Source organism: Flavobacteriales bacterium, from assembly GCA_029248105.1.
Taxonomy (GTDB): domain Bacteria; phylum Bacteroidota; class Bacteroidia; order Flavobacteriales; family UBA7312; genus UBA8444.
The window spans coordinates 104477-122240 of the sequence record JAQWJZ010000010.1 but is presented as its reverse complement, the minus strand read 5'-3'; the positions used below and the strand labels follow the sequence as shown (position 1 = coordinate 122240).

At 35.5% G+C, this 17764-nt stretch carries 17 protein-coding genes and 1 pseudogene; 12 read left to right on the top strand and 6 right to left on the bottom strand.

What is annotated here, in order from left to right; translation table 11 throughout:
- Positions 1-87: 87 nt before the first annotated feature.
- The 3 genes and pseudogenes from P8I29_01950 to P8I29_01940 form a co-directional block, all read right to left on the bottom strand.
- A pseudogene (locus tag P8I29_01950) lies at positions 88-432 on the bottom strand (class I SAM-dependent methyltransferase).
- Between the two features lie 15 nt (positions 433-447).
- A complete protein-coding gene (locus P8I29_01945) occupies positions 448-888 on the bottom strand; it encodes a class I SAM-dependent methyltransferase (GenBank protein ID MDG1916559.1) in 441 nt (146 codons plus the stop codon).
- Positions 889-962: 74 nt separating this feature from the next.
- A complete protein-coding gene (locus tag P8I29_01940) occupies positions 963-2495 on the bottom strand; it encodes a glycine--tRNA ligase (protein MDG1916558.1) in 1533 nt (510 codons plus the stop codon).
- Between the two features lie 58 nt (positions 2496-2553).
- On the opposite strand from P8I29_01940, the gene P8I29_01935 reads away from it, so the two are divergent.
- From P8I29_01935 to P8I29_01925, 3 genes are all read left to right on the top strand, one after another.
- Entirely contained in the window at positions 2554-3126 is a 573-nt protein-coding gene (locus P8I29_01935) for a DUF3109 family protein (protein ID MDG1916557.1), read from the top strand.
- A gap of 367 nt (positions 3127-3493) precedes the next feature.
- Positions 3494-4477: a ribonucleotide-diphosphate reductase subunit beta gene (locus P8I29_01930; protein MDG1916556.1), complete on the top strand. Its 984-nt coding sequence runs from the start codon at positions 3494-3496 to the stop codon at positions 4475-4477.
- Between the two features lie 34 nt (positions 4478-4511).
- Positions 4512-6896, top strand: a complete 2385-nt coding sequence (locus P8I29_01925; protein MDG1916555.1) for a ribonucleoside-diphosphate reductase subunit alpha — start codon at positions 4512-4514, stop codon at positions 6894-6896.
- Positions 6897-6966: 70 nt separating this feature from the next.
- Here the strand turns inward: P8I29_01925 and P8I29_01920 are convergent, their stop codons facing one another.
- A complete protein-coding gene (locus P8I29_01920; protein MDG1916554.1) occupies positions 6967-8145 on the bottom strand; it encodes an acyl-CoA dehydrogenase family protein in 1179 nt (392 codons plus the stop codon).
- A gap of 77 nt (positions 8146-8222) precedes the next feature.
- On the opposite strand from P8I29_01920, the gene P8I29_01915 reads away from it, so the two are divergent.
- The 6 genes from P8I29_01915 (at position 8223) to P8I29_01890 (ending at position 13480) form a co-directional block, all read left to right on the top strand.
- Positions 8223-8585: a hypothetical protein gene (locus P8I29_01915; GenBank protein ID MDG1916553.1), complete on the top strand. Its 363-nt coding sequence runs from the start codon at positions 8223-8225 to the stop codon at positions 8583-8585.
- Positions 8586-9256: 671 nt separating this feature from the next.
- A complete protein-coding gene (locus P8I29_01910; protein MDG1916552.1) occupies positions 9257-10012 on the top strand; it encodes a uroporphyrinogen-III synthase in 756 nt (251 codons plus the stop codon).
- Positions 10013-10029: 17 nt separating this feature from the next.
- Positions 10030-10407 (top strand): ribonuclease P protein component, encoded by a 378-nt coding sequence (gene rnpA / locus P8I29_01905; protein MDG1916551.1) that lies wholly within the window; start codon positions 10030-10032, stop codon positions 10405-10407.
- The gene (yidD, locus tag P8I29_01900) at positions 10404-10625 is read left to right on the top strand and encodes a membrane protein insertion efficiency factor YidD (protein MDG1916550.1); all 222 of its coding nucleotides are present in this window, start codon (positions 10404-10406) and stop codon (positions 10623-10625) included. The genes rnpA and yidD overlap by 4 nt, the downstream gene beginning before the upstream one ends.
- A gap of 15 nt (positions 10626-10640) precedes the next feature.
- A complete protein-coding gene (locus P8I29_01895; protein ID MDG1916549.1) occupies positions 10641-12302 on the top strand; it encodes a S41 family peptidase in 1662 nt (553 codons plus the stop codon).
- A complete protein-coding gene (locus tag P8I29_01890) occupies positions 12302-13480 on the top strand; it encodes an O-antigen ligase family protein (protein ID MDG1916548.1) in 1179 nt (392 codons plus the stop codon). Before P8I29_01895 ends, P8I29_01890 begins: the two co-directional genes overlap by 1 nt.
- Here P8I29_01890 and alr read toward each other — a convergent pair.
- Positions 13465-14547 carry an alanine racemase gene (gene alr, locus P8I29_01885; GenBank protein ID MDG1916547.1) on the bottom strand — a complete coding sequence of 361 codons (1083 nt, stop codon included), beginning with the start codon at positions 14545-14547 and terminating at the stop codon, positions 13465-13467. The genes P8I29_01890 and alr overlap by 16 nt on opposite strands.
- On the bottom strand, positions 14547-15104 hold the full coding sequence (locus tag P8I29_01880; GenBank protein ID MDG1916546.1) for a thymidine kinase: 558 nt from the start codon (positions 15102-15104) through the stop codon (positions 14547-14549). Before P8I29_01880 ends, alr begins: the two co-directional genes overlap by 1 nt.
- A gap of 47 nt (positions 15105-15151) precedes the next feature.
- Between P8I29_01880 and P8I29_01875 the strand changes: the two genes are divergently transcribed.
- The 3 genes from P8I29_01875 to P8I29_01865 are packed head-to-tail and all read left to right on the top strand — an operon-like array spanning position 15152 to position 17763.
- On the top strand, positions 15152-16027 hold the full coding sequence (locus tag P8I29_01875) for a DUF2279 domain-containing protein (GenBank protein ID MDG1916545.1): 876 nt from the start codon (positions 15152-15154) through the stop codon (positions 16025-16027).
- A gap of 9 nt (positions 16028-16036) precedes the next feature.
- Positions 16037-16708, top strand: coding sequence for a 16S rRNA (cytidine(1402)-2'-O)-methyltransferase (rsmI, locus tag P8I29_01870; protein ID MDG1916544.1), 672 nt, complete (start codon positions 16037-16039; stop codon positions 16706-16708).
- Positions 16705-17763, top strand: a complete 1059-nt coding sequence (locus P8I29_01865; GenBank protein ID MDG1916543.1) for a chorismate mutase — start codon at positions 16705-16707, stop codon at positions 17761-17763. The genes rsmI and P8I29_01865 overlap by 4 nt, the downstream gene beginning before the upstream one ends.
- Position 17764: the final 1 nt, after the last annotated feature.

The following is a 17764-nucleotide window of genomic DNA, read 5'->3' as shown; positions in this document are numbered from 1 at the left end:
ATTTTTATCAGTCGAACCATCATTAAGCAATAGCAATCCTATTGTTATAAAAATGAGTAATTAAGTATTTAACAATTAGATATTAAGTTACACTTTTCTTATCAGCCAAATATCTTGACTAGCTGAACCATTCTTAATTTTGCCAGAAATATGTTCGAGAACTTGGTGTTTGCCAACCATTTTTATAACAAACGTTTTAGGTTGATGACTAGCATAACTTCGGTGTCCATCTCTATAACTTTTATGTTCTACAAGCTCACCTTTTAAAAATTGCTCTTTTTCTTTTTTGGATAGTTTGTTTATAAATGCGTTTCCGCTTAAAGTAATTTGAAGTACACCATTAGGCTTAAGTATTCGCATTAATTCTTCAAACCATTTGTAATGCATTTCTTCCGACAAATGAGTGAATATAGAAATACCATAAATAGCATCGAAGTAATTATCACTCTAAACTGTTGGGGGTTTAAGTTTATTTTCAGAAAAATTAACATTGGGAATGTTTGCTTTACACCAATTCATATAAGTTGAATTATAGTCTGTTCCTAAGCAAGAGCTAGCGGGGTCTAATAGAGTTGGAAAATGGCGAATTACCCGACCTGTTCCACACCCCCAATCTAAAAGTTTAATATTGTCTGTAGAGATATTTTTCTTAAAATGCTTAAGAACATTTTGTGAGGTTTCAATGCTTCCAAAATAATAGCTATTATAATCTCCTAGACCGAAAGTTTCGTAAATATGGTACGCAGGAGGCAATGTTACACTTGGATTTCTTTTTTTGAATTGGGCTCGTCGTTTTGAGCTTTTAAAATAGTGATAAAAAAACCGTAATCGGTCGGCAAGAATTATGCTATTGCTAACCCTTAGGGCTTTAAGAAGTGTTTTTTTCATGCTTTAAGATTGTTAGCTACTAGTATGTAAAAAACGATATGGGTTGAGAATTTAGTATTTATTAAAAAAATAAACTACTGTAAAAAACTTCTCAAGTCAACTTTTTCAGAAAGTAATGTATGCAGTTTACTGATAGCAACTCGCTCTTGACTCATGCTATCTCTGTCTCTAAGCGTTACGGTTTGGTCTTCCAACGTTTGGTGATCTACCGTAATGCAATAAGGTGTTCCAATAGCATCTTGACGTCTGTAGCGCTTACCAATAGAATCTTTTTCCTCATACTGACAATTGAAATCGTATTGTAAAGATTTTAAAATTTCTTTAGCTTTTTCTGGCAAGCCGTCTTTCTTAGTTAGTGGTAGTATGGCTGCTTTAACTGGAGATAGCATAGGTGGAATGCTTAGTACCAAACGGTTTTCACCATTAACCTCTTCTTCTTTGTAGGAATGGCTGAGTATGGTTAAAAACATTCTGTCTAACCCTATGGATGTCTCTACTACATAAGGCACATAGCTTTCGTTAATCTCTGGGTCGAAGTATTGCACTTTCCTACCCGAATGTTCTTGGTGGCTTTTGAGGTCGAAATCTGTTCTGGAGTGTATACCCTCTAGTTCCTTGAATCCAAACGGAAACTTAAACTCTATATCACAAGCGGCATTAGCATAATGAGCTAAATTGTCGTGGTCGTGAAAACGGAAATGGTCTTTATCTATACCTAGACTAAGGTGCCATTGCATACGGCTTTCCTTCCAATGTTCGTACCACTTCATCTCTTCACCCGGGCGAACAAAAAACTGCATTTCCATTTGTTCAAACTCACGCATACGGAAGATAAACTGACGCGCTACGATTTCATTTCTAAAGGCTTTACCCGTTTGGGCAATTCCAAAAGGCAATTTCATACGTGCTGTTTTTTGCACGTTCAAGAAATTAACAAAAATACCTTGTGCGGTTTCTGGTCTAAGATACAGGTCAGTAGCGCCATCTGTAGTCGAACCCATTTGTGTTTTAAACATCAAATTAAATTGGCGTACATCGGTCCAATTTTTTGTTCCAGATACGGGGCATACAATACCTAATTCTTCAATAAGTGTTTTGATATCGTCAAGTTTATCCTCGCTCATAGCTTGAGCAAAGCGTTGCATTGTAGTAGTACATTTCTCCTTGTAACCAACTACTCTCGGATTTGTTGAGACGAACTGTTCTCGGTCAAAACTATCACCAAATCGTTTGGTAGCTTTTTTAACCTCTTTCTCTATTTTACCTTCAATTTTGGCTACATGCTCTTCTATAAGTACATCGGCACGATAACGTTTTTTAGAATCTTTATTATCGATCAGAGGATCGTTAAAAGCGTCGATATGACCAGATGCCTTCCAAGTAGTGGGGTGCATAAATATGGCCGAATCTAAGCCTACAATATTATCATTCATATTCACCATGGACTTCCACCAGTAGTTGCGAATATTATTTTTTAGCTCAACACCATTTGGACCGTAATCGTAAACGGCACCCAAGCCATCGTACAATTCACTCGACTGAAAAATAAAACCATACTCTTTTGCGTGAGCAACTACTTTCTTAAACACTTCTTCATAATTTGCCATAGCGCAAAAATAAACATATTCGTTACACTTTTACATCCTCTTTCGTTATCTTTGTTATATGGTTCAGGTGGAGGATAAAATCATTTCTTTTGATGTATTTGAAAAACAGTTTGTATGTGACCTTTCTGCTTGCAAGGGAGCTTGTTGTGTAGACGGTGATTCGGGCGCTCCACTGAACGATGACGAACTTAGCGTTCTTTCTAATATTTACTACAAGGTTAAGCCCTACATGCGAGAGGAAGGTATAAAAGCCATAGAACAACAAGGCATTTATGTAGTTGATTCTGATGGTGATAATACCACCGCATTGGTTGATAATAAGGAGTGCGCTTTTGTTTCTTTTGACAAAGATGGTACTGCCAAATGCAGTATAGAACAAGCCTATAATGATGGTCAAGTAGATTTTAAAAAGCCCATCTCTTGTCACCTTTTCCCGATAAGGATTAAAGAGTACAGAGACTTTGATGCGGTCAACTACGAAGCTATAGAAATCTGTAAACCCGCTTGTTCTTGTGGAGAACAATTACAAGTGCCAGTCTATAGATTTTTGAAAGAACCACTTGTCAGAAAGTATGGTCAAGATTGGTACGAGCAAGTTTGTGAAGCAGATAATTTGTTGAAAAAGAGCTAAGCTAATTTTAACATTTATCAAGTTGTCAAAAAAATAATTTGTGATTTGACGTTCAATTTTTTTTTAAAAAAAGTCCGAAAAATCAAAAATTTTGAATCCCTTGATTAAGCCCAATTGTTTTGAAATCAAAAAACAGTCCGGGTGTTAAAAACTTGAAATTATTGTGAATAAAATTGAATTGCTTTAAATGTTTTTTTTTGAAACATTTGTTGTCGGCTAATTCAAATAATTGTCGTTTGCATAAACCAATGATGCTTTGAGTTTGGTCATTTTGGAGTAAATCCCAACAACTTTAAAAGTTAACCTGAAAGGTGGAGAAGGTGTTATCTTCTCTAGGAATTCCTTTCGCTAAATTGTAAAAATAGTAATGTCAGAAATTAAAGAACCTATACTAACTGAAAACCCCAACCGCTTTGTTTTATTCCCTATAGAACACGATGATATATGGCAATGGTACAAAAAGCAAGAGGCTAGTTTTTGGACAGCAGAGGAGATTGATTTGCACCAAGATTTAGTAGATTGGGAATCTAAACTTAGTGATGATGAGAAATATTTCATCAAGCACATTTTAGCATTTTTTGCAGCAAGCGACGGAATAGTAAATGAAAACTTAGCCGAGAATTTTGTGAATGAAGTTCAGTTCACAGAAGCCAAATTCTTTTACGGATTTCAAATAATGATGGAGAATATCCATTCAGAAACCTACTCTTTATTAATAGACACCTACATTAAGGACAAGCAAGAAAGAAACAAATTGTTTACAGCCATAGAACACTTTGATGCTATTAAAAAGAAAGCAGAGTGGGCTATAAAATGGATAGAAAGCGATTCATTCGCTGAGCGATTGGTCGCATTTGCGGCTGTAGAAGGGATTTTCTTTTCAGGTTCGTTTTGTTCAATATTTTGGTTGAAGAAAAGAGGTCTTATGCCAGGACTAACCTTTTCCAATGAGTTGATAAGTAGAGATGAAGGTCTGCATTGTGATTTTGCATGTCACTTACATAACAATCACTTAGTAAACAAAGTACCCAAAGAACGCATCAAAGAAATTATTATTGATGCATTAGATATAGAAAGAGAATTTATTACGGAATCCTTGCCAGTAAAATTAATTGGTATGAATTCCGATTTAATGACGAAATACCTTGAGTTTGTAACGGATCGTTTGCTCGTTGAGTTGGGTTGCGAAAAGATATATAACTCAGAAAACCCATTTGACTTTATGGAGATGATTTCCTTAGAAGGGAAAACCAATTTCTTTGAAAAAAGAGTGGGCGATTATCAAAAAGCAGGTGTTCTTAATGAAGGGAATGACCCCAAAGACACTTTCTCATTTGATGATGACTTTTAAAATAAGATTACTTAACGAGTAAAACAGTAAATTTATGTTTGTATTAAAAAGAGACGGTCGAAAAGAAGCAATCAAGTTCGACAAAATTACAGCCCGCATACAAAAGCTATGCTACGGCTTTAGTGAATTAGTAGACCCAACCGCAGTAGCGATGAAAGTTATTGAAGGAATTTATGAAGGGGTAACTACTTCTGAACTTGATAATTTAGCAGCTGAGGTGTCGGCATCAATGACTACCCGTCACCCTGACTACGCTTTATTAGCATCTAGGATTTCAGTATCCAACCTTCACAAAGACACTAAGAAATCGTTTTCTGAAACGATGAAGGATTTATATGATTACGTCAATCCTAAGACTGGTAAAAAAGCACCACTTATTGCTGATGATGTAATAAAAATCATCAAGAAAAATGCTGAACTTCTCGATTCTACTATCATCTACGATAGAGACTTTGGATACGACTATTTCGGATTCAAAACATTAGAACGTTCTTACCTACTTCGTCTCAACGGTAAGATCGCAGAGCGTCCGCAACACATGTTAATGCGTGTGGCAATCGGTATTCACAAAGAAGACATACAATCAGCTATCGAAACATACGAGCTGATGTCACAAAAATATTTTACTCACGCTACACCAACATTATTTAACGCTGGTACACCTAAACCACAAATGTCGTCTTGCTTTTTATTGACAATGAAAGACGATAGTATTGACGGTATATATGATACCCTTAAGCAATGCGCTAAGATATCTCAGTCTGCTGGTGGTATTGGTCTTAGCATTCATAATGTAAGGGCTACAGGCTCGTATATAAGAGGAACTAACGGCACTTCTAATGGTATTGTTCCAATGCTTAGAGTGTTCAACGATACAGCGCGTTATGTTGACCAAGGTGGTGGTAAAAGAAAAGGTTCTTTTGCAATCTATCTAGAGCCATGGCATGCTGACGTCTTTGACTTCTTAGACCTTAGAAAAAATCACGGTAAAGAAGAGATGCGTGCCAGAGATTTATTCTTTGCTTTATGGACACCTGACTTATTTATGCAACGTGTAAAAGAAGATGGTGAGTGGACTCTAATGTGTCCTAACGAGTGCCCAGGATTAGCCGACACTTATGGCAAAGATTTTGAAAAACTCTACAAAAAATACGAGAAAGCAGGAAAAGGAAGAAAGACTATCCGTGCTCGTGAGCTTTGGGAAAAAGTGGTAGAATCTCAAGTAGAAACAGGGACACCATACATCTTATACAAAGACGCATGTAACGAAAAATCGAATCAGAAAAATTTAGGTACTATTCGTTCATCTAACTTATGTACAGAAATTATTGAATATACAGCACCCGACGAGGTAGCAGTATGTAATTTGGCTTCTATTGCTTTGCCAATGTATATCAATGAGGAGACGAATACGTTTGATCACGAGAAATTATATAACATTACTCGAGTGATAACCAAAAACCTTAATAAGGTTATCGATAGAAACTATTATCCTGTTGCAGAGGCTAAAAATTCTAATATGCGCCACAGACCAGTAGGTTTGGGAGTGCAAGGATTAGCCGATACGTTCATCAAACTTCGTTTACCATTTGACTCTGACGAGGCCAAAGCTCTGAATGAAGAAATATTTGAAACTATCTATTTTGCAGCTCTTACATCTTCTATGGAAACAGCCAAAGAAGAAGGGGCTTATCAAACCTATGAAGGCTCTCCAATTTCTCAAGGTTTGTTCCAGCACAACTTGTGGGGTAAGAAAGATGAAGAGTTGAGCGGAAGATGGGCTTGGGGTGAACTAAGAAATCAAATAAAAGAAAATGGTGTGCGTAATAGTTTATTACTTGCACCAATGCCAACAGCTTCTACATCTCAAATTTTAGGTAACAACGAATGCTTTGAGCCTTATACTTCAAACATATACACGCGTCGTGTACTTTCGGGAGAGTTTGTGGTCGTTAATAAGCATTTACTTTTAGACCTAGTGAAGTTAGGTTTATGGAATGATGAGATGAAAAATGAAATCATTAAGGCTAATGGTTCTATCCAAGGCATCGATTCTATCCCTGAAAATATCAAAGCGATATACAAAACAGTATGGGAAATTAAGATGAAAGATATTATTGATATGTCTGCCGATAGAGGTCACTTTATTGATCAATCACAATCATTGAACCTGTTTATCGATCAACCTAATATGGGTAAGATAACGTCTATGCACTTCTATGCATGGGAAAAGGGATTAAAGACTGGTATGTATTATTTACGAACTAAGGCTGCCACACAAGCTATTCAGTTTACGGTACAAAAACAAGCTAAGTCACAATTAGAGCCAGTAGTTGCTGGCAAAGAAGAATACACAGCTGAGGAAGCAATAGCATGTTCTATTGACAACCCTGATGATTGTATTGCCTGCGGTTCATAAACGAATCCAAGCTAACCAAAAAAAAAGCTCGCGAATAGCGAGCTTTTTTTGTATCTGAGTTTTTAGATTATTATACAAAAGCGTTTTCTCCAGTAATATCTAAACCTGTAATAAGTAAATGAATATCATGAGTACCTTCATAAGTCACTACTGACTCTAAATTCATCATGTGTCGCATAATGGGGTATTCGCCAGTAATTCCCATGCCACCAAGCATTTGTCTAGCATCTCTAGCTATTTTCAAAGCCATATCCACATTGTTTCTCTTGCACATAGATATCTGTGCTGATGTTGCTCTTCCTTCGTTTCTAAGGACTCCTAATCGCCAAGTAATAAATTGAGCTTTGGTAATCTCAGTTATCATTTCAGCTAATTTTTTCTGTTGAAGTTGGAAGCCTGCAATAGGTTTGCCAAACTGAATACGTTGCTTTGAGTATCTTAAAGCAGTATCGTAGCAATCCATAGCAGCACCAATTGTACCCCAAGCGATACCATATCTTGCCGAGTCTAAGCATCCAAGAGGCGCACCTAAACCGTCTTTATTAGGCAATAGGTTTTCCTTAGGTACTTTAACATTATCGAACACTAACTCACCTGTTGCCGATGCTCTCAAGCTCCACTTGTTATGTGTCTCGGGAGTTGTAAACCCTTCCATACCTCTTTCTACAATTAAGCCCTTAATACGACCCTCTTCATTCTTTGCCCAAACAATTGCAATGTCTGCAAATGGAGAGTTAGAAATCCAAAGTTTAGCGCCATTAAGCAAGTAATGGTCACCCATATCTTTAAAATTAGTGACCATGCCACCAGGGTTAGATCCAAAGTCTGGCTCTGTAAGACCAAAACAACCGACCATTTCGCCACTCGCTAATTTAGGCAGGAAACGTTGACGCTGTTCTTCATTACCGTATTTGAATATAGGATACATTACTAATGAAGATTGTACCGAGGCAGTAGAGCGAATACCACTATCACCCCTTTCCAACTCTTGCATTATAAGCCCATAGGAAATTTGATCTAAACCAGCACCACCATATTCTACAGGAATATAAGGACCAAAGGCACCTATTTCTGCTAAACCACCAATTAGGTGATTAGGGAATTCCGCTTTTTGACAGCTATCTTCGATAATAGGAGAGACCTCTCTTTTTACCCAATCTCTTGCGGCATCACGAACTAATTTATGTTCGTCACTTAAGAGTTCATCTAACTGAAAATAATCCGGCGCTTGAAATAAATCTGTTGACATAAGTATATTAATTAAGTGGTGACAAAATTATTGAATAATTTATGATTATTGACTAAATTGCGTGAAAATCAATATATATGAGGTCATTTCTTTTTTTTGTTCTAGCAATTGCGGTGTCTTTTACATCTTGTAAAAAGGAAGAGATTCCAACACCTATTGATCCTGTTGATCCTATTGACCCACAAGTTGAAACTTATTCAAGCATTAAAAGTATATTTGAGTCTAATTGTCTGGGCTGTCATTCCCCAAGTCAGAATGCGTATATTTCTGATTTTACAAACTATTCTTCTATTCAAGTTTACTTGGATAATACCGATAATACAATGATAGATAGGCTTAATTCTGATGATGAGTTTTACCGCATGCCGCCTTCAGGAAACCTTTTACAAACAGATAAGCAAAAATTGATCGATTGGATCAACAGTGGATATGAAGAATAAATGGATTTAATAGCTCACTTTAATCCTATATCATCTACCCAATGGGTGTTTTTATCACTTATACTGATATTATTTTATATCGCTTTTTTAAAATTTAATTATACGACTCAATTCTCATTGATTCTAAAATCATCGTTTAGTCAAAAATATTCTAATCAATTTTTAAGGGAAGAATCCAATTCAAGTAATAAGTTGCATCTTTTGCCTGTTTTTATTTTATCTTTTACCCTTTTTCTTTCATATCAAAACCCTACGATGGGTTATTATGCTAACCTAATATTTTGGGTAGGCTTATTCTTTATTGCAAAATATTTCTGTCTTATCTTCCTAGGTTTTATTTTCGAAAAAAACTATTTATTCGAAGAGGTTATTTTTCAATCTTTTCTCTATGAGAAAGTAGTGGGCGTAGTGCTTTTCCCTTTCACATTAATCTTGTTTTATGGTCCTTTTCAGCAGGAATTTATATTTAGGTTCATCACTATTTTTCTGCTACTTGCGTTGCTATACAAATGGTTAAGAATGCTCTTTTTAAGTTTTTTTAATAGTTCTCTTCCTAAAAGTCACATAATTATATATCTTTGCACATTCGAAATTTTGCCAATAATAATTATAGTGAAACACCTTTATTAAGTTGTTTTTGGCCTAATGTGGAACATTAAACAAACTGTCTTTTGAAAGAGAATAAAGTAAAGACTATTTTGGTCTCTCAGCCCAAACCCGAATCTGACAAGTCGCCCTATTTTAGTTTGGCAAAGAAATGTAATGTGAAGATTGATTTCAGACCATTCATACATGTTGAGGGTTTAACAGCCAAAGAATTCCGTCAACAAAAAATAAGTATACTAAGTCATAATGCGGTAATATTCACAAGCAAAAACTCTATGGATCATTTTTTCCGTATGTGTGAAGCAACGCGTATTACTGTTCCTGAAGACATGAAATATTTTTGTGTTTCAGAGGCCATAGCATACTACCTCCAAAAATACATAACTTACAGAAAACGTAAGGTGTTCATTGGAAGACAGAAGATAGAAGATTTATTACCTGTTCTTAAGAAAAATAAAGACAGCAAATTTTTATTGCCCTGTTCTGATATATTGAAAGATAGCATACCTGAGTTTTTAGCTAAAAGCGGCTTTGACTTCACTAAAGCAGTAATGTATAAAACGGTATGTAGTGATCTTTCAGATTTAGAAAATGTATTTTATGATATACTAGTGTTTTATTCTCCTTCAGGGATAAAGTCTTTGTATCAGAATTACCCCAATTACAAGCAAAACGACACACGAATTGCTGCATTTGGTCCAACCACCTCAAAGGCTGTTGCCGATGCTGGACTTAAATTGAATATAAAAGCTCCTAGCCCAGAAAACCCATCTATGACTATGGCGCTAGAACAATATATTAAACAGGTTAATAAGCGTTAATTTAACCTTTCATTCGTATGGCCTCACATCGTTTCTCAAAAGTAGATAGGCTTTGCAGTTCACGACGAATTGAATCTCTTTTTTTGGAGGGTGAACGTTTTTATGAATTCCCTTTCAAAGCAATATGGCATGAAGATAACACCTTAGACACCCCACTCAGGGTTGCTATAAGTGTTCCTAAAAAAAGGCTCCCTAAAGCCAGCCAAAGAAATCATGTTAAACGATTGATAAGAGAAGCATACCGTACACAAAAATCCACACTATTAAATTCTCTAGAACAAAACAATAAGACTATCAATTTAATGTTAGTATATACGTTGCCAAGCATTTTATCCTTTGCTGAAATTGAAGATAAAATAAGTGTAACTTTACAACGTTTAGCAGATGAAGTATGAACCGACTATTTTCAGTGTTGCTGCAAGGTTTAATTTTGTTTTATAAAGGAGCGATATCTCCTTTGTTTTCTCCCAGATGTAGATACACTCCTAGTTGTTCTGAATATGGACTTCAAGCAATTAAGAAACATGGGCCTTACAAAGGCTTATGGTTAACCATTAAGCGAATTTCGACATGTCACCCTTGGGGAGGTCATGGGCATGATCCTGTTCCTTAATACTCAAATTTGAAAATGAAAAAAATTAAAAAATACACACTCATACTAAGCTTATTCTTAGCAAGTATTCTTTCGTTAGGCTTTGTAGATAACTTTTTTGAGATTTCTAAAAACCTTGACATTTTTAGTTCCCTTTACAAAGAGTTAAATATCTTTTATGTTGATGAAACTGACCCAGGTGAATTAATGAAAACAGGTATAGATGCTATGTTAGAATCTTTGGATCCTTACACCACATATATTCCTGAGTCAGAAAAAGAAGATTTTGAATTTATGACCACAGGTCAGTATGGCGGTATAGGAGCTGTTATTTCTAAGAATGGAGATTGGGTTTATGTTAGTGAGCCCTATGAAGGTTTTCCTGCAGATAAAGCAGGGCTTATTGCAGGGGATAAATTTCTTAAAATAGCAGGAGAAACAGTAGAAGGTAAATCCACTTCAGATGTTAGTAAAGTATTAAAAGGAGAGCCTAACACAGCGGTCAAAGTACTCATTGAACGTGAAGGTATAGACAAACCGTTTGAGGTAGAAATAATTAGGGAAGAAATAAAGCTTAATTCAGTGCCATATTATGGATTAATTTCTGACAGTATAGGTTACATAAAAACCCGTTCATTTACCCGTAACATTTCAAAAGAAGTGATTGATGCTTATGAAGAAATGAATGCAAATGATGAACTTAAAGGACTCGTTTTAGATTTAAGAGGTAATCCTGGAGGGCTTTTAAATGAGGCTATCAGTATGGCTAATATTTTTATTGATAGAGGTCAAGAAATCGTTTTTACTAAAGGTAAAATTAAAGATTGGGACAAAAGCTATAAAGCTAGAAATGAGGCTGTTGATACAGAAATACCTCTAGTTGTATTAATAAATAGAAGTTCAGCTTCAGCATCAGAGATTGTTTCGGGAGCTGTTCAAGATTTCGATAGAGGCGTTGTGATAGGCCAACGTAGCTTTGGTAAGGGGCTTGTTCAGCAAACCAGAAAATTGAGTTATAACGCTCAACTGAAAGTAACGACAGCAAAATATTATATTCCTAGTGGTAGATGTATTCAGGCCCTAGATTATTCTAATAGAGATGAAGATGGGAGTGTAGGTAAAGTGCCAGACAGCTTAAGAACAGAATTTAAAACACTTGTCAATGAGCGTTCAGTTTTTGATGGCGGAGGAATTACCCCAGATATTTCCATAGAGCCACAAAAGTTTAGTAACATCTTAAGAAGTCTAGTATCTAAACGCCACATATTCAATTTTGCTAACGAGTTTAGAAGAAACAACGATAGCATTAATGACGCTAAGTCTTTTGTCATTAAAGATGATGTTTATGACCAATTCAAACAGTATCTCAATGATAAAGAATATGAGTATGAAACAAACACAGAAAAAGCGATCAAAAAATTAGAGAAAGACGCTGAGGGAGAAAAGTATCTTGCTGATTTAAAAGAGCACTTAGAATCGATAAGCTCAAAAATGGAAGAGAGTAAAAACAACGATATCGAAAGATTTAAGTCTGAGATAAGTGAACTTTTAGAGATGGAGATAGCAACTCGTTATTTTTACCAAAAAGGAAAAATTGAGACAACGATAAAGCATGACGAAGAAATTGCTAAAGCCATAGAGGTTTTAAATGACATCGATGTTTACAGCGCAATACTTCGTGGCGATAGCATTCAGTAATGAAACTTAAAGGGATAGTATTAATAACCTTAGCGTTTTTTGCTCCTATATCTATTTTTCTAACAGATTTGGGAGTATTCTCTTTAGCAGCTATTTGGTTGTTTGAGGGGCGTTTTTCTGATAAATGGAAAAAGATAACAGCTAGCCCTTGGATATCGTCATTACTTTTATTGATGTTTGTATATATCTTGGGATTACTATGGGGAACTAACCACAATAATGCAGCTTGGTTATTTCAAAAAAGCGCATTATTATTATTATTACCTATTTTGTACACTCTTGATTTTACTCAGAAAGAGGTTAGGTTTTCTCTTTTTGCCTTTCTTTCTGCAACATCACTTTCTGCAATCCTTGCTCTGATGATAAATATGGGGTGGATAAAACACCTTTTTAAGTATTCTTCTTTTTTTACTAAAAACTGGAATAACCCTGCATTTATGACATATACTGACCACAATGTATATTTAGCCTTTGCTATTCTGGTTTCATTTTTTCTGTTGTATAATGGATACAAAAACAAAAAGCTGAGAATAATATTGATATCTATTACAATCTTACATATACTAAGTCTTTATACTGAAAATGGGAGGTCTGGACAAGTAGCTTTCATACTCTTATTCTTATCATTTTCTCTTCTCGCATTTTGGAATAAAAAACGATTTTTGTTTTTGTCAATACTTGTTCTTCTAGGTATAAATTTTTCAGCTTATTTTTTATCATCTAATTTTAATAGTAGGATAAATAGTGCTCAAACTCAAGTAAGCGATTTAGATGTACATAAGGCTAATAATTTAAACACACGTTATTACCTTTTAAATTATTCGCTTGATAAAATAAAAGAAAAGCCAATATTAGGCTATGGAACCGGAAGCTTTGTAGAGGAGTTTTCTTCTATTAGTGAGCACGCTAATAGAATTCTTGCTGATGAGCACAAGACACCTCATAACAATTACCTTTTCATTTGGTTTGAGATTGGTCTTATAGGCTTATTAGTGTTTTTATCGATTTTCTTTTTTCAGTTAAAAGCCTACAAGTCCTTAAATCAAGGATACTTTAGAATGATTTTCCCTTTTGTCTTTTTGGTAATAATGTTATCTGACTCCTATTTTCAAAATCACAATACAGCTGTTTTATATTGTTATCTTTCTTTTGTTTTTTCCTTTTACTCTTTCAAGTAAACACGTTTAATCCTTCTGTTAAGAGTGGCCATAATTTCGTAAGGGATAGTATCTAGGTCGTTAGCTAATTTAGACACGCTATATTTTGGACTAAAAATAGTAACCGTTTCACCTTCTTTTGCATTTACATTAGAAATATCAGCAATAAAGCTATCCATACTAATATCACCGATTATTCTACATGCAGTATCCTTAATAAAAACTTGCCCATTTTGATTTCCTAGTTTGCGATTCAGTCCATCAGCATACCCTACCGGAATAATTGCAATGTGCATATCTTTTTCTGCAATAAATGAACTTTGATATCCTACACTTTGTCCTTTTTCAATAAATCTTATTTGACTGACCACACTTTTTAAGCTAAATATTTGTGTCAGATTAGGGTGTTCTAAGCCACCATATAAAGCAATTCCCATTCTTACCCATTCGTTAGAATTAGTGCTAAAACGGATTGCACCATTACTATTCATTATATGCGACGGTATGTTTTTACCTAAAGCACTTTCTAAGTCTTGACAGATGGTGTTAAATATATCCATCTGCTTTTTACTAGATTCATCTTTAGAGAGATCATTAGAAGATGATAAATGCGAACAGACACTTTCTATGTGAAGCTGGGGGTTTTTGTTAAGTTTATAGATTAGATCGTTTAAATCACTTTTATCAAAACCGTACCTATTCATTCCTGTGTTGAACTTTATATGAACAGAAATTTTGTCCTTACAGTTTGCATATAAGTCAAGAAGTCTGTGGTTGAATAAAACAGGCTCTAATTTATATTTTATGATAGTATCTAAGCTTTTAAAGCCAGGGTTAGCTACAATTATAGGTTTTGTTATTCCTTCTTTTCTTAGCTGTACGCCTTCTTCAAAGTCTGCTACCCAAAAAGCATAAACACCTAATTTCTCAAGATGTTTTGAAATTTCTATATCACCCAAGCCATATGCAAAAGCTTTAACCACAGCAATGGTTTTTACGCCATCAGATAGTTTACTTTTAAGAAAGTTAAAGTTATCCTCAAGGGTGTTGAGGTTGATATGCAATATGGTTTCGTGGGTATTGGCCATTATTTACTAAAACAATTTCTGCAACGTGCTTCGTACTCGTTCTTTTCTCCTAATAATATTTGTTCCCCTTTATCAACTATTCTGTACGAATAATTGGCTAAATCGCCACATTGAATACATATCGCTCGTACTTTAGTTACGTCTTCGGCAATAGACATTAGCTGAGGAATGGGCTCAAAAGGATTTCCTTCATAGTCCATGTCTAAAGCTGCGATGATTACACGTATTCCTTGATTTGCTAATCGGTTACATACATCAACTAAGTTGTTATTGAAAAATTGTGCTTCATCAATCCCTACAACTTCTTTATCCTTACATAACTCCATAATATCATTAGCATCGGCAACAGCAACACAATCAATCGCTCTCATATTATGAGATACCACTTTATCTTTATCGTACCTGTCTTCAATAGATGGTTTACAGATTATAACATTCTGTTTTGCTATTTTAGCACGCCCAAGTCTTCGTATTAATTCTTCTGTTTTTCCTGAGAACATAGAACCACAAATGACCTCAATACTTCCTTTTCTAATTTTATTCTTTTCTAAAAACATTCGATTAACTTTGTAAACAAATGTAAGCATTGATTTACATCTATACTATGAGAAATTATTTTCTTCTTATTCTTTTCGCTTTTAGCAGTACTTTTTCTGCGTATTCACAGGCAGATTCTTCTCGAGTAAACCCCTATCGGTTAGGTATTGTTTTAGCTAGTGGCGCCTCTGTTTTGGGCGGATCTTATATTTATGTGCAAAATTCTTGGTGGAGTGATCAGTCTACTGCCTTTCACTTTGACGATGGTACTGACCTTAGGTATGCTAAAAATATTGATAAAGGGGGTCATTTTTTTGGGGGTGTTCTTGTGGCAGATTTTTTTCATTCCAACCTTAAGTGGGCGGGTTTAAACGAAAAGAAATCGTATTTGTATGGTGCGGCTATGGGTTCATTTATTCAATTGGCTATTGAGATGAAAGATGCCTATGCTCCATATTGGGGTTTTAGTCTGTGGGATTTTGGTACGGGCTCACTAGGGGCTTTAGTGCCTGTTGCTGAAAGGTATTGGAAGCCCATGAAATACATAGATTTTAAGATGAGTTATTATAAAAGGAGTAATCATTATTGGGATTTGGGGATAGAACAAAAACCATGGGCACCACCACATCCGCACGCTTATCAAGACGACTATGTAAACCAAACTTATTGGATGACGGTATATCCACTAAAAGATAAAAATATTGATGTCGGTATATCTGTTGGGTTTGGACTAGATGATACCCAATACCTTACGCCTGGTAAAACAAAAGTTGGTGGAAATAATGAAATATACATTGCTTTAGATTATGATTTAAAGCAAGTCCTAAAAAGATGGGATACACCAACAGCAAAAAAGGTAAAACATTGGCTTAATTATATAAAAGTACCTGCTCCAGCGCTGTTAATCAGTCCAGAGATGGAGTTTTACCCTATTTTCTTTTAAATTTGTGTAATGGCAAAATTGTTTGTAGTCCCAACACCTATTGGAAATTTAGAAGACTTTACCTTCAGAGCAGTTCGTATCTTAGAAGAATCAAATCTCATATTAGCTGAGGACACACGTACTAGCGCTAAATTAATGGCCCATTACAATATTTCTACTCCTATGCGTTCTCACCATATGCATAATGAACACAAAACGGTTGAGAAATGGGTAGGTGAAATTCTTAATGGGAATACGATTGCTTTGATTACCGATGCAGGGACACCTGCTATTTCAGACCCTGGTTTTTTACTAGTAAGGGAGTGTATTAAAAACGATATAGAGATCGATTGTTTGCCTGGCGCTACTGCTTTTGTTCCCGCTTTAGTAAATTCTGGATTGCCTTGCGATAAGTTTACTTTCGAAGGGTTTTTACCTCAAAAGAAAGGTAGGCAAACACGATTAAAAGCTTTGGCAGAAGAAACAAAAACTATGGTCTTTTATGAGTCGCCTTACAGAGTTAAAAAAACTCTTGAGCAATTTATAGAATATATGGGAGAAGATAGGCAGGTTTCTGTCTCAAGAGAAATTAGCAAGAAATTTGAAGAAACAGTTCGAGGAAGTGTTTCTGATGTGTTGGCTCACTTCGATGCCAAAGAACCTAAAGGAGAGTTTGTGATTGTATTGGAAGGATTAAAATGATGGAGATAAAAAAACAAGAATTTACTAAACCACTTACTATTGCTGGTCCTTGTAGTGCTGAAAGCCAAGAGCAACTTTTAACGACAGCCCAAGGATTAGAAGGAAAAGCGACAATTTTTAGAGCAGGCGTATGGAAACCTCGTACTCGACCTAATTCATTTGAAGGTGTAGGAGAAAAGGCTTTAGAATGGTTGAAAGTTATTAAGCAGAAAACGTCATTAAAAGTAGCTACGGAAGTTGCTAACGCTCAACACGTAGAAGCCTGTTTAAAAGCCGATATAGACGTATTGTGGTTGGGAGCAAGAACTACAGTAAATCCTTTTTACGTTCAAGAGATTGCCGAGTCTTTGAGAGGTGTTGACATAAATGTGATGGTTAAAAATCCATTACACCCAGAGTTGAGTTTATGGATGGGGGCAATTGAACGACTTAATCAAGTTGGAGTGACTCAATTATCGGCTATTCATCGTGGTTTTTTCACTTTAGAGAAATCAGCATTTAGGAATGAGCCGAAATGGGAAATCCCCATTAAACTTAAGCGTTTAATTCCTGATTTACCTATTATCTGCGACCCCAGTCACATATCAGGAACACCACAAATGTTGGGCGAAGTATCTCAAACAGCGATGGACTTAAACATGGATGGACTCATGATAGAAACACATCACAATCCTTCTGTAGCTCTTAGCGATGCACAACAACAAATTACACCTGTGGAATTAGGTCTTTTGTTAGACAATCTAATTTTACGAACTTCAACGAATACAAATACAGAGTTTAGGACATTACTAAACAAATTACGTTTGGAAATAGACTCTATCGATAAAAAGTTGGTTGACATTGTTGGTCAGCGAACAGAGATAGTTAGGGAGATAGGTCGCTACAAAAAAGAAAATGCGGTTACTATTCTTCAGATAGAACGTTGGTTTGAAATACTTAAATCAAGAAAAGATTGGGGCGAAGGCAGCAATTTAGACCCTCAGATGATTGGCGAATTGTTTGAGCTTATCCATAAGCACTCTGTACTTACTCAAACACATATTTTAAGTAAGTAAT

Excerpts from the sequence above, each read along its gene's own strand:
- P8I29_01945 (MDG1916559.1), bottom strand. The coding sequence starts at position 888 with ATGAAAAAAACACTTCTTAAAGCCCTAAGGGTTAGCAATAGCATAATT.
- P8I29_01940 (MDG1916558.1), bottom strand. The coding sequence starts at position 2,495 with ATGGCAAATTATGAAGAAGTGTTTAAGAAAGTAGTTGCTCACGCAAAA.
- P8I29_01935 (MDG1916557.1), top strand. The coding sequence starts at position 2,554 with ATGGTTCAGGTGGAGGATAAAATCATTTCTTTTGATGTATTTGAAAAA.
- P8I29_01930 (MDG1916556.1), top strand. The coding sequence starts at position 3,494 with ATGTCAGAAATTAAAGAACCTATACTAACTGAAAACCCCAACCGCTTT.
- P8I29_01925 (MDG1916555.1), top strand. The coding sequence starts at position 4,512 with ATGTTTGTATTAAAAAGAGACGGTCGAAAAGAAGCAATCAAGTTCGAC.
- P8I29_01920 (MDG1916554.1), bottom strand. The coding sequence starts at position 8,145 with ATGTCAACAGATTTATTTCAAGCGCCGGATTATTTTCAGTTAGATGAA.
- P8I29_01915 (MDG1916553.1), top strand. The coding sequence starts at position 8,223 with ATGAGGTCATTTCTTTTTTTTGTTCTAGCAATTGCGGTGTCTTTTACA.
- rnpA (MDG1916551.1), top strand. The coding sequence starts at position 10,030 with ATGGCCTCACATCGTTTCTCAAAAGTAGATAGGCTTTGCAGTTCACGA.
- yidD (MDG1916550.1), top strand. The coding sequence starts at position 10,404 with ATGAACCGACTATTTTCAGTGTTGCTGCAAGGTTTAATTTTGTTTTAT.
- P8I29_01895 (MDG1916549.1), top strand. The coding sequence starts at position 10,641 with ATGAAAAAAATTAAAAAATACACACTCATACTAAGCTTATTCTTAGCA.
- P8I29_01890 (MDG1916548.1), top strand. The coding sequence starts at position 12,302 with ATGAAACTTAAAGGGATAGTATTAATAACCTTAGCGTTTTTTGCTCCT.
- alr (MDG1916547.1), bottom strand. The coding sequence starts at position 14,547 with ATGGCCAATACCCACGAAACCATATTGCATATCAACCTCAACACCCTT.
- P8I29_01880 (MDG1916546.1), bottom strand. The coding sequence starts at position 15,104 with ATGTTTTTAGAAAAGAATAAAATTAGAAAAGGAAGTATTGAGGTCATT.
- P8I29_01875 (MDG1916545.1), top strand. The coding sequence starts at position 15,152 with ATGAGAAATTATTTTCTTCTTATTCTTTTCGCTTTTAGCAGTACTTTT.
- rsmI (MDG1916544.1), top strand. The coding sequence starts at position 16,037 with ATGGCAAAATTGTTTGTAGTCCCAACACCTATTGGAAATTTAGAAGAC.
- P8I29_01865 (MDG1916543.1), top strand. The coding sequence starts at position 16,705 with ATGATGGAGATAAAAAAACAAGAATTTACTAAACCACTTACTATTGCT.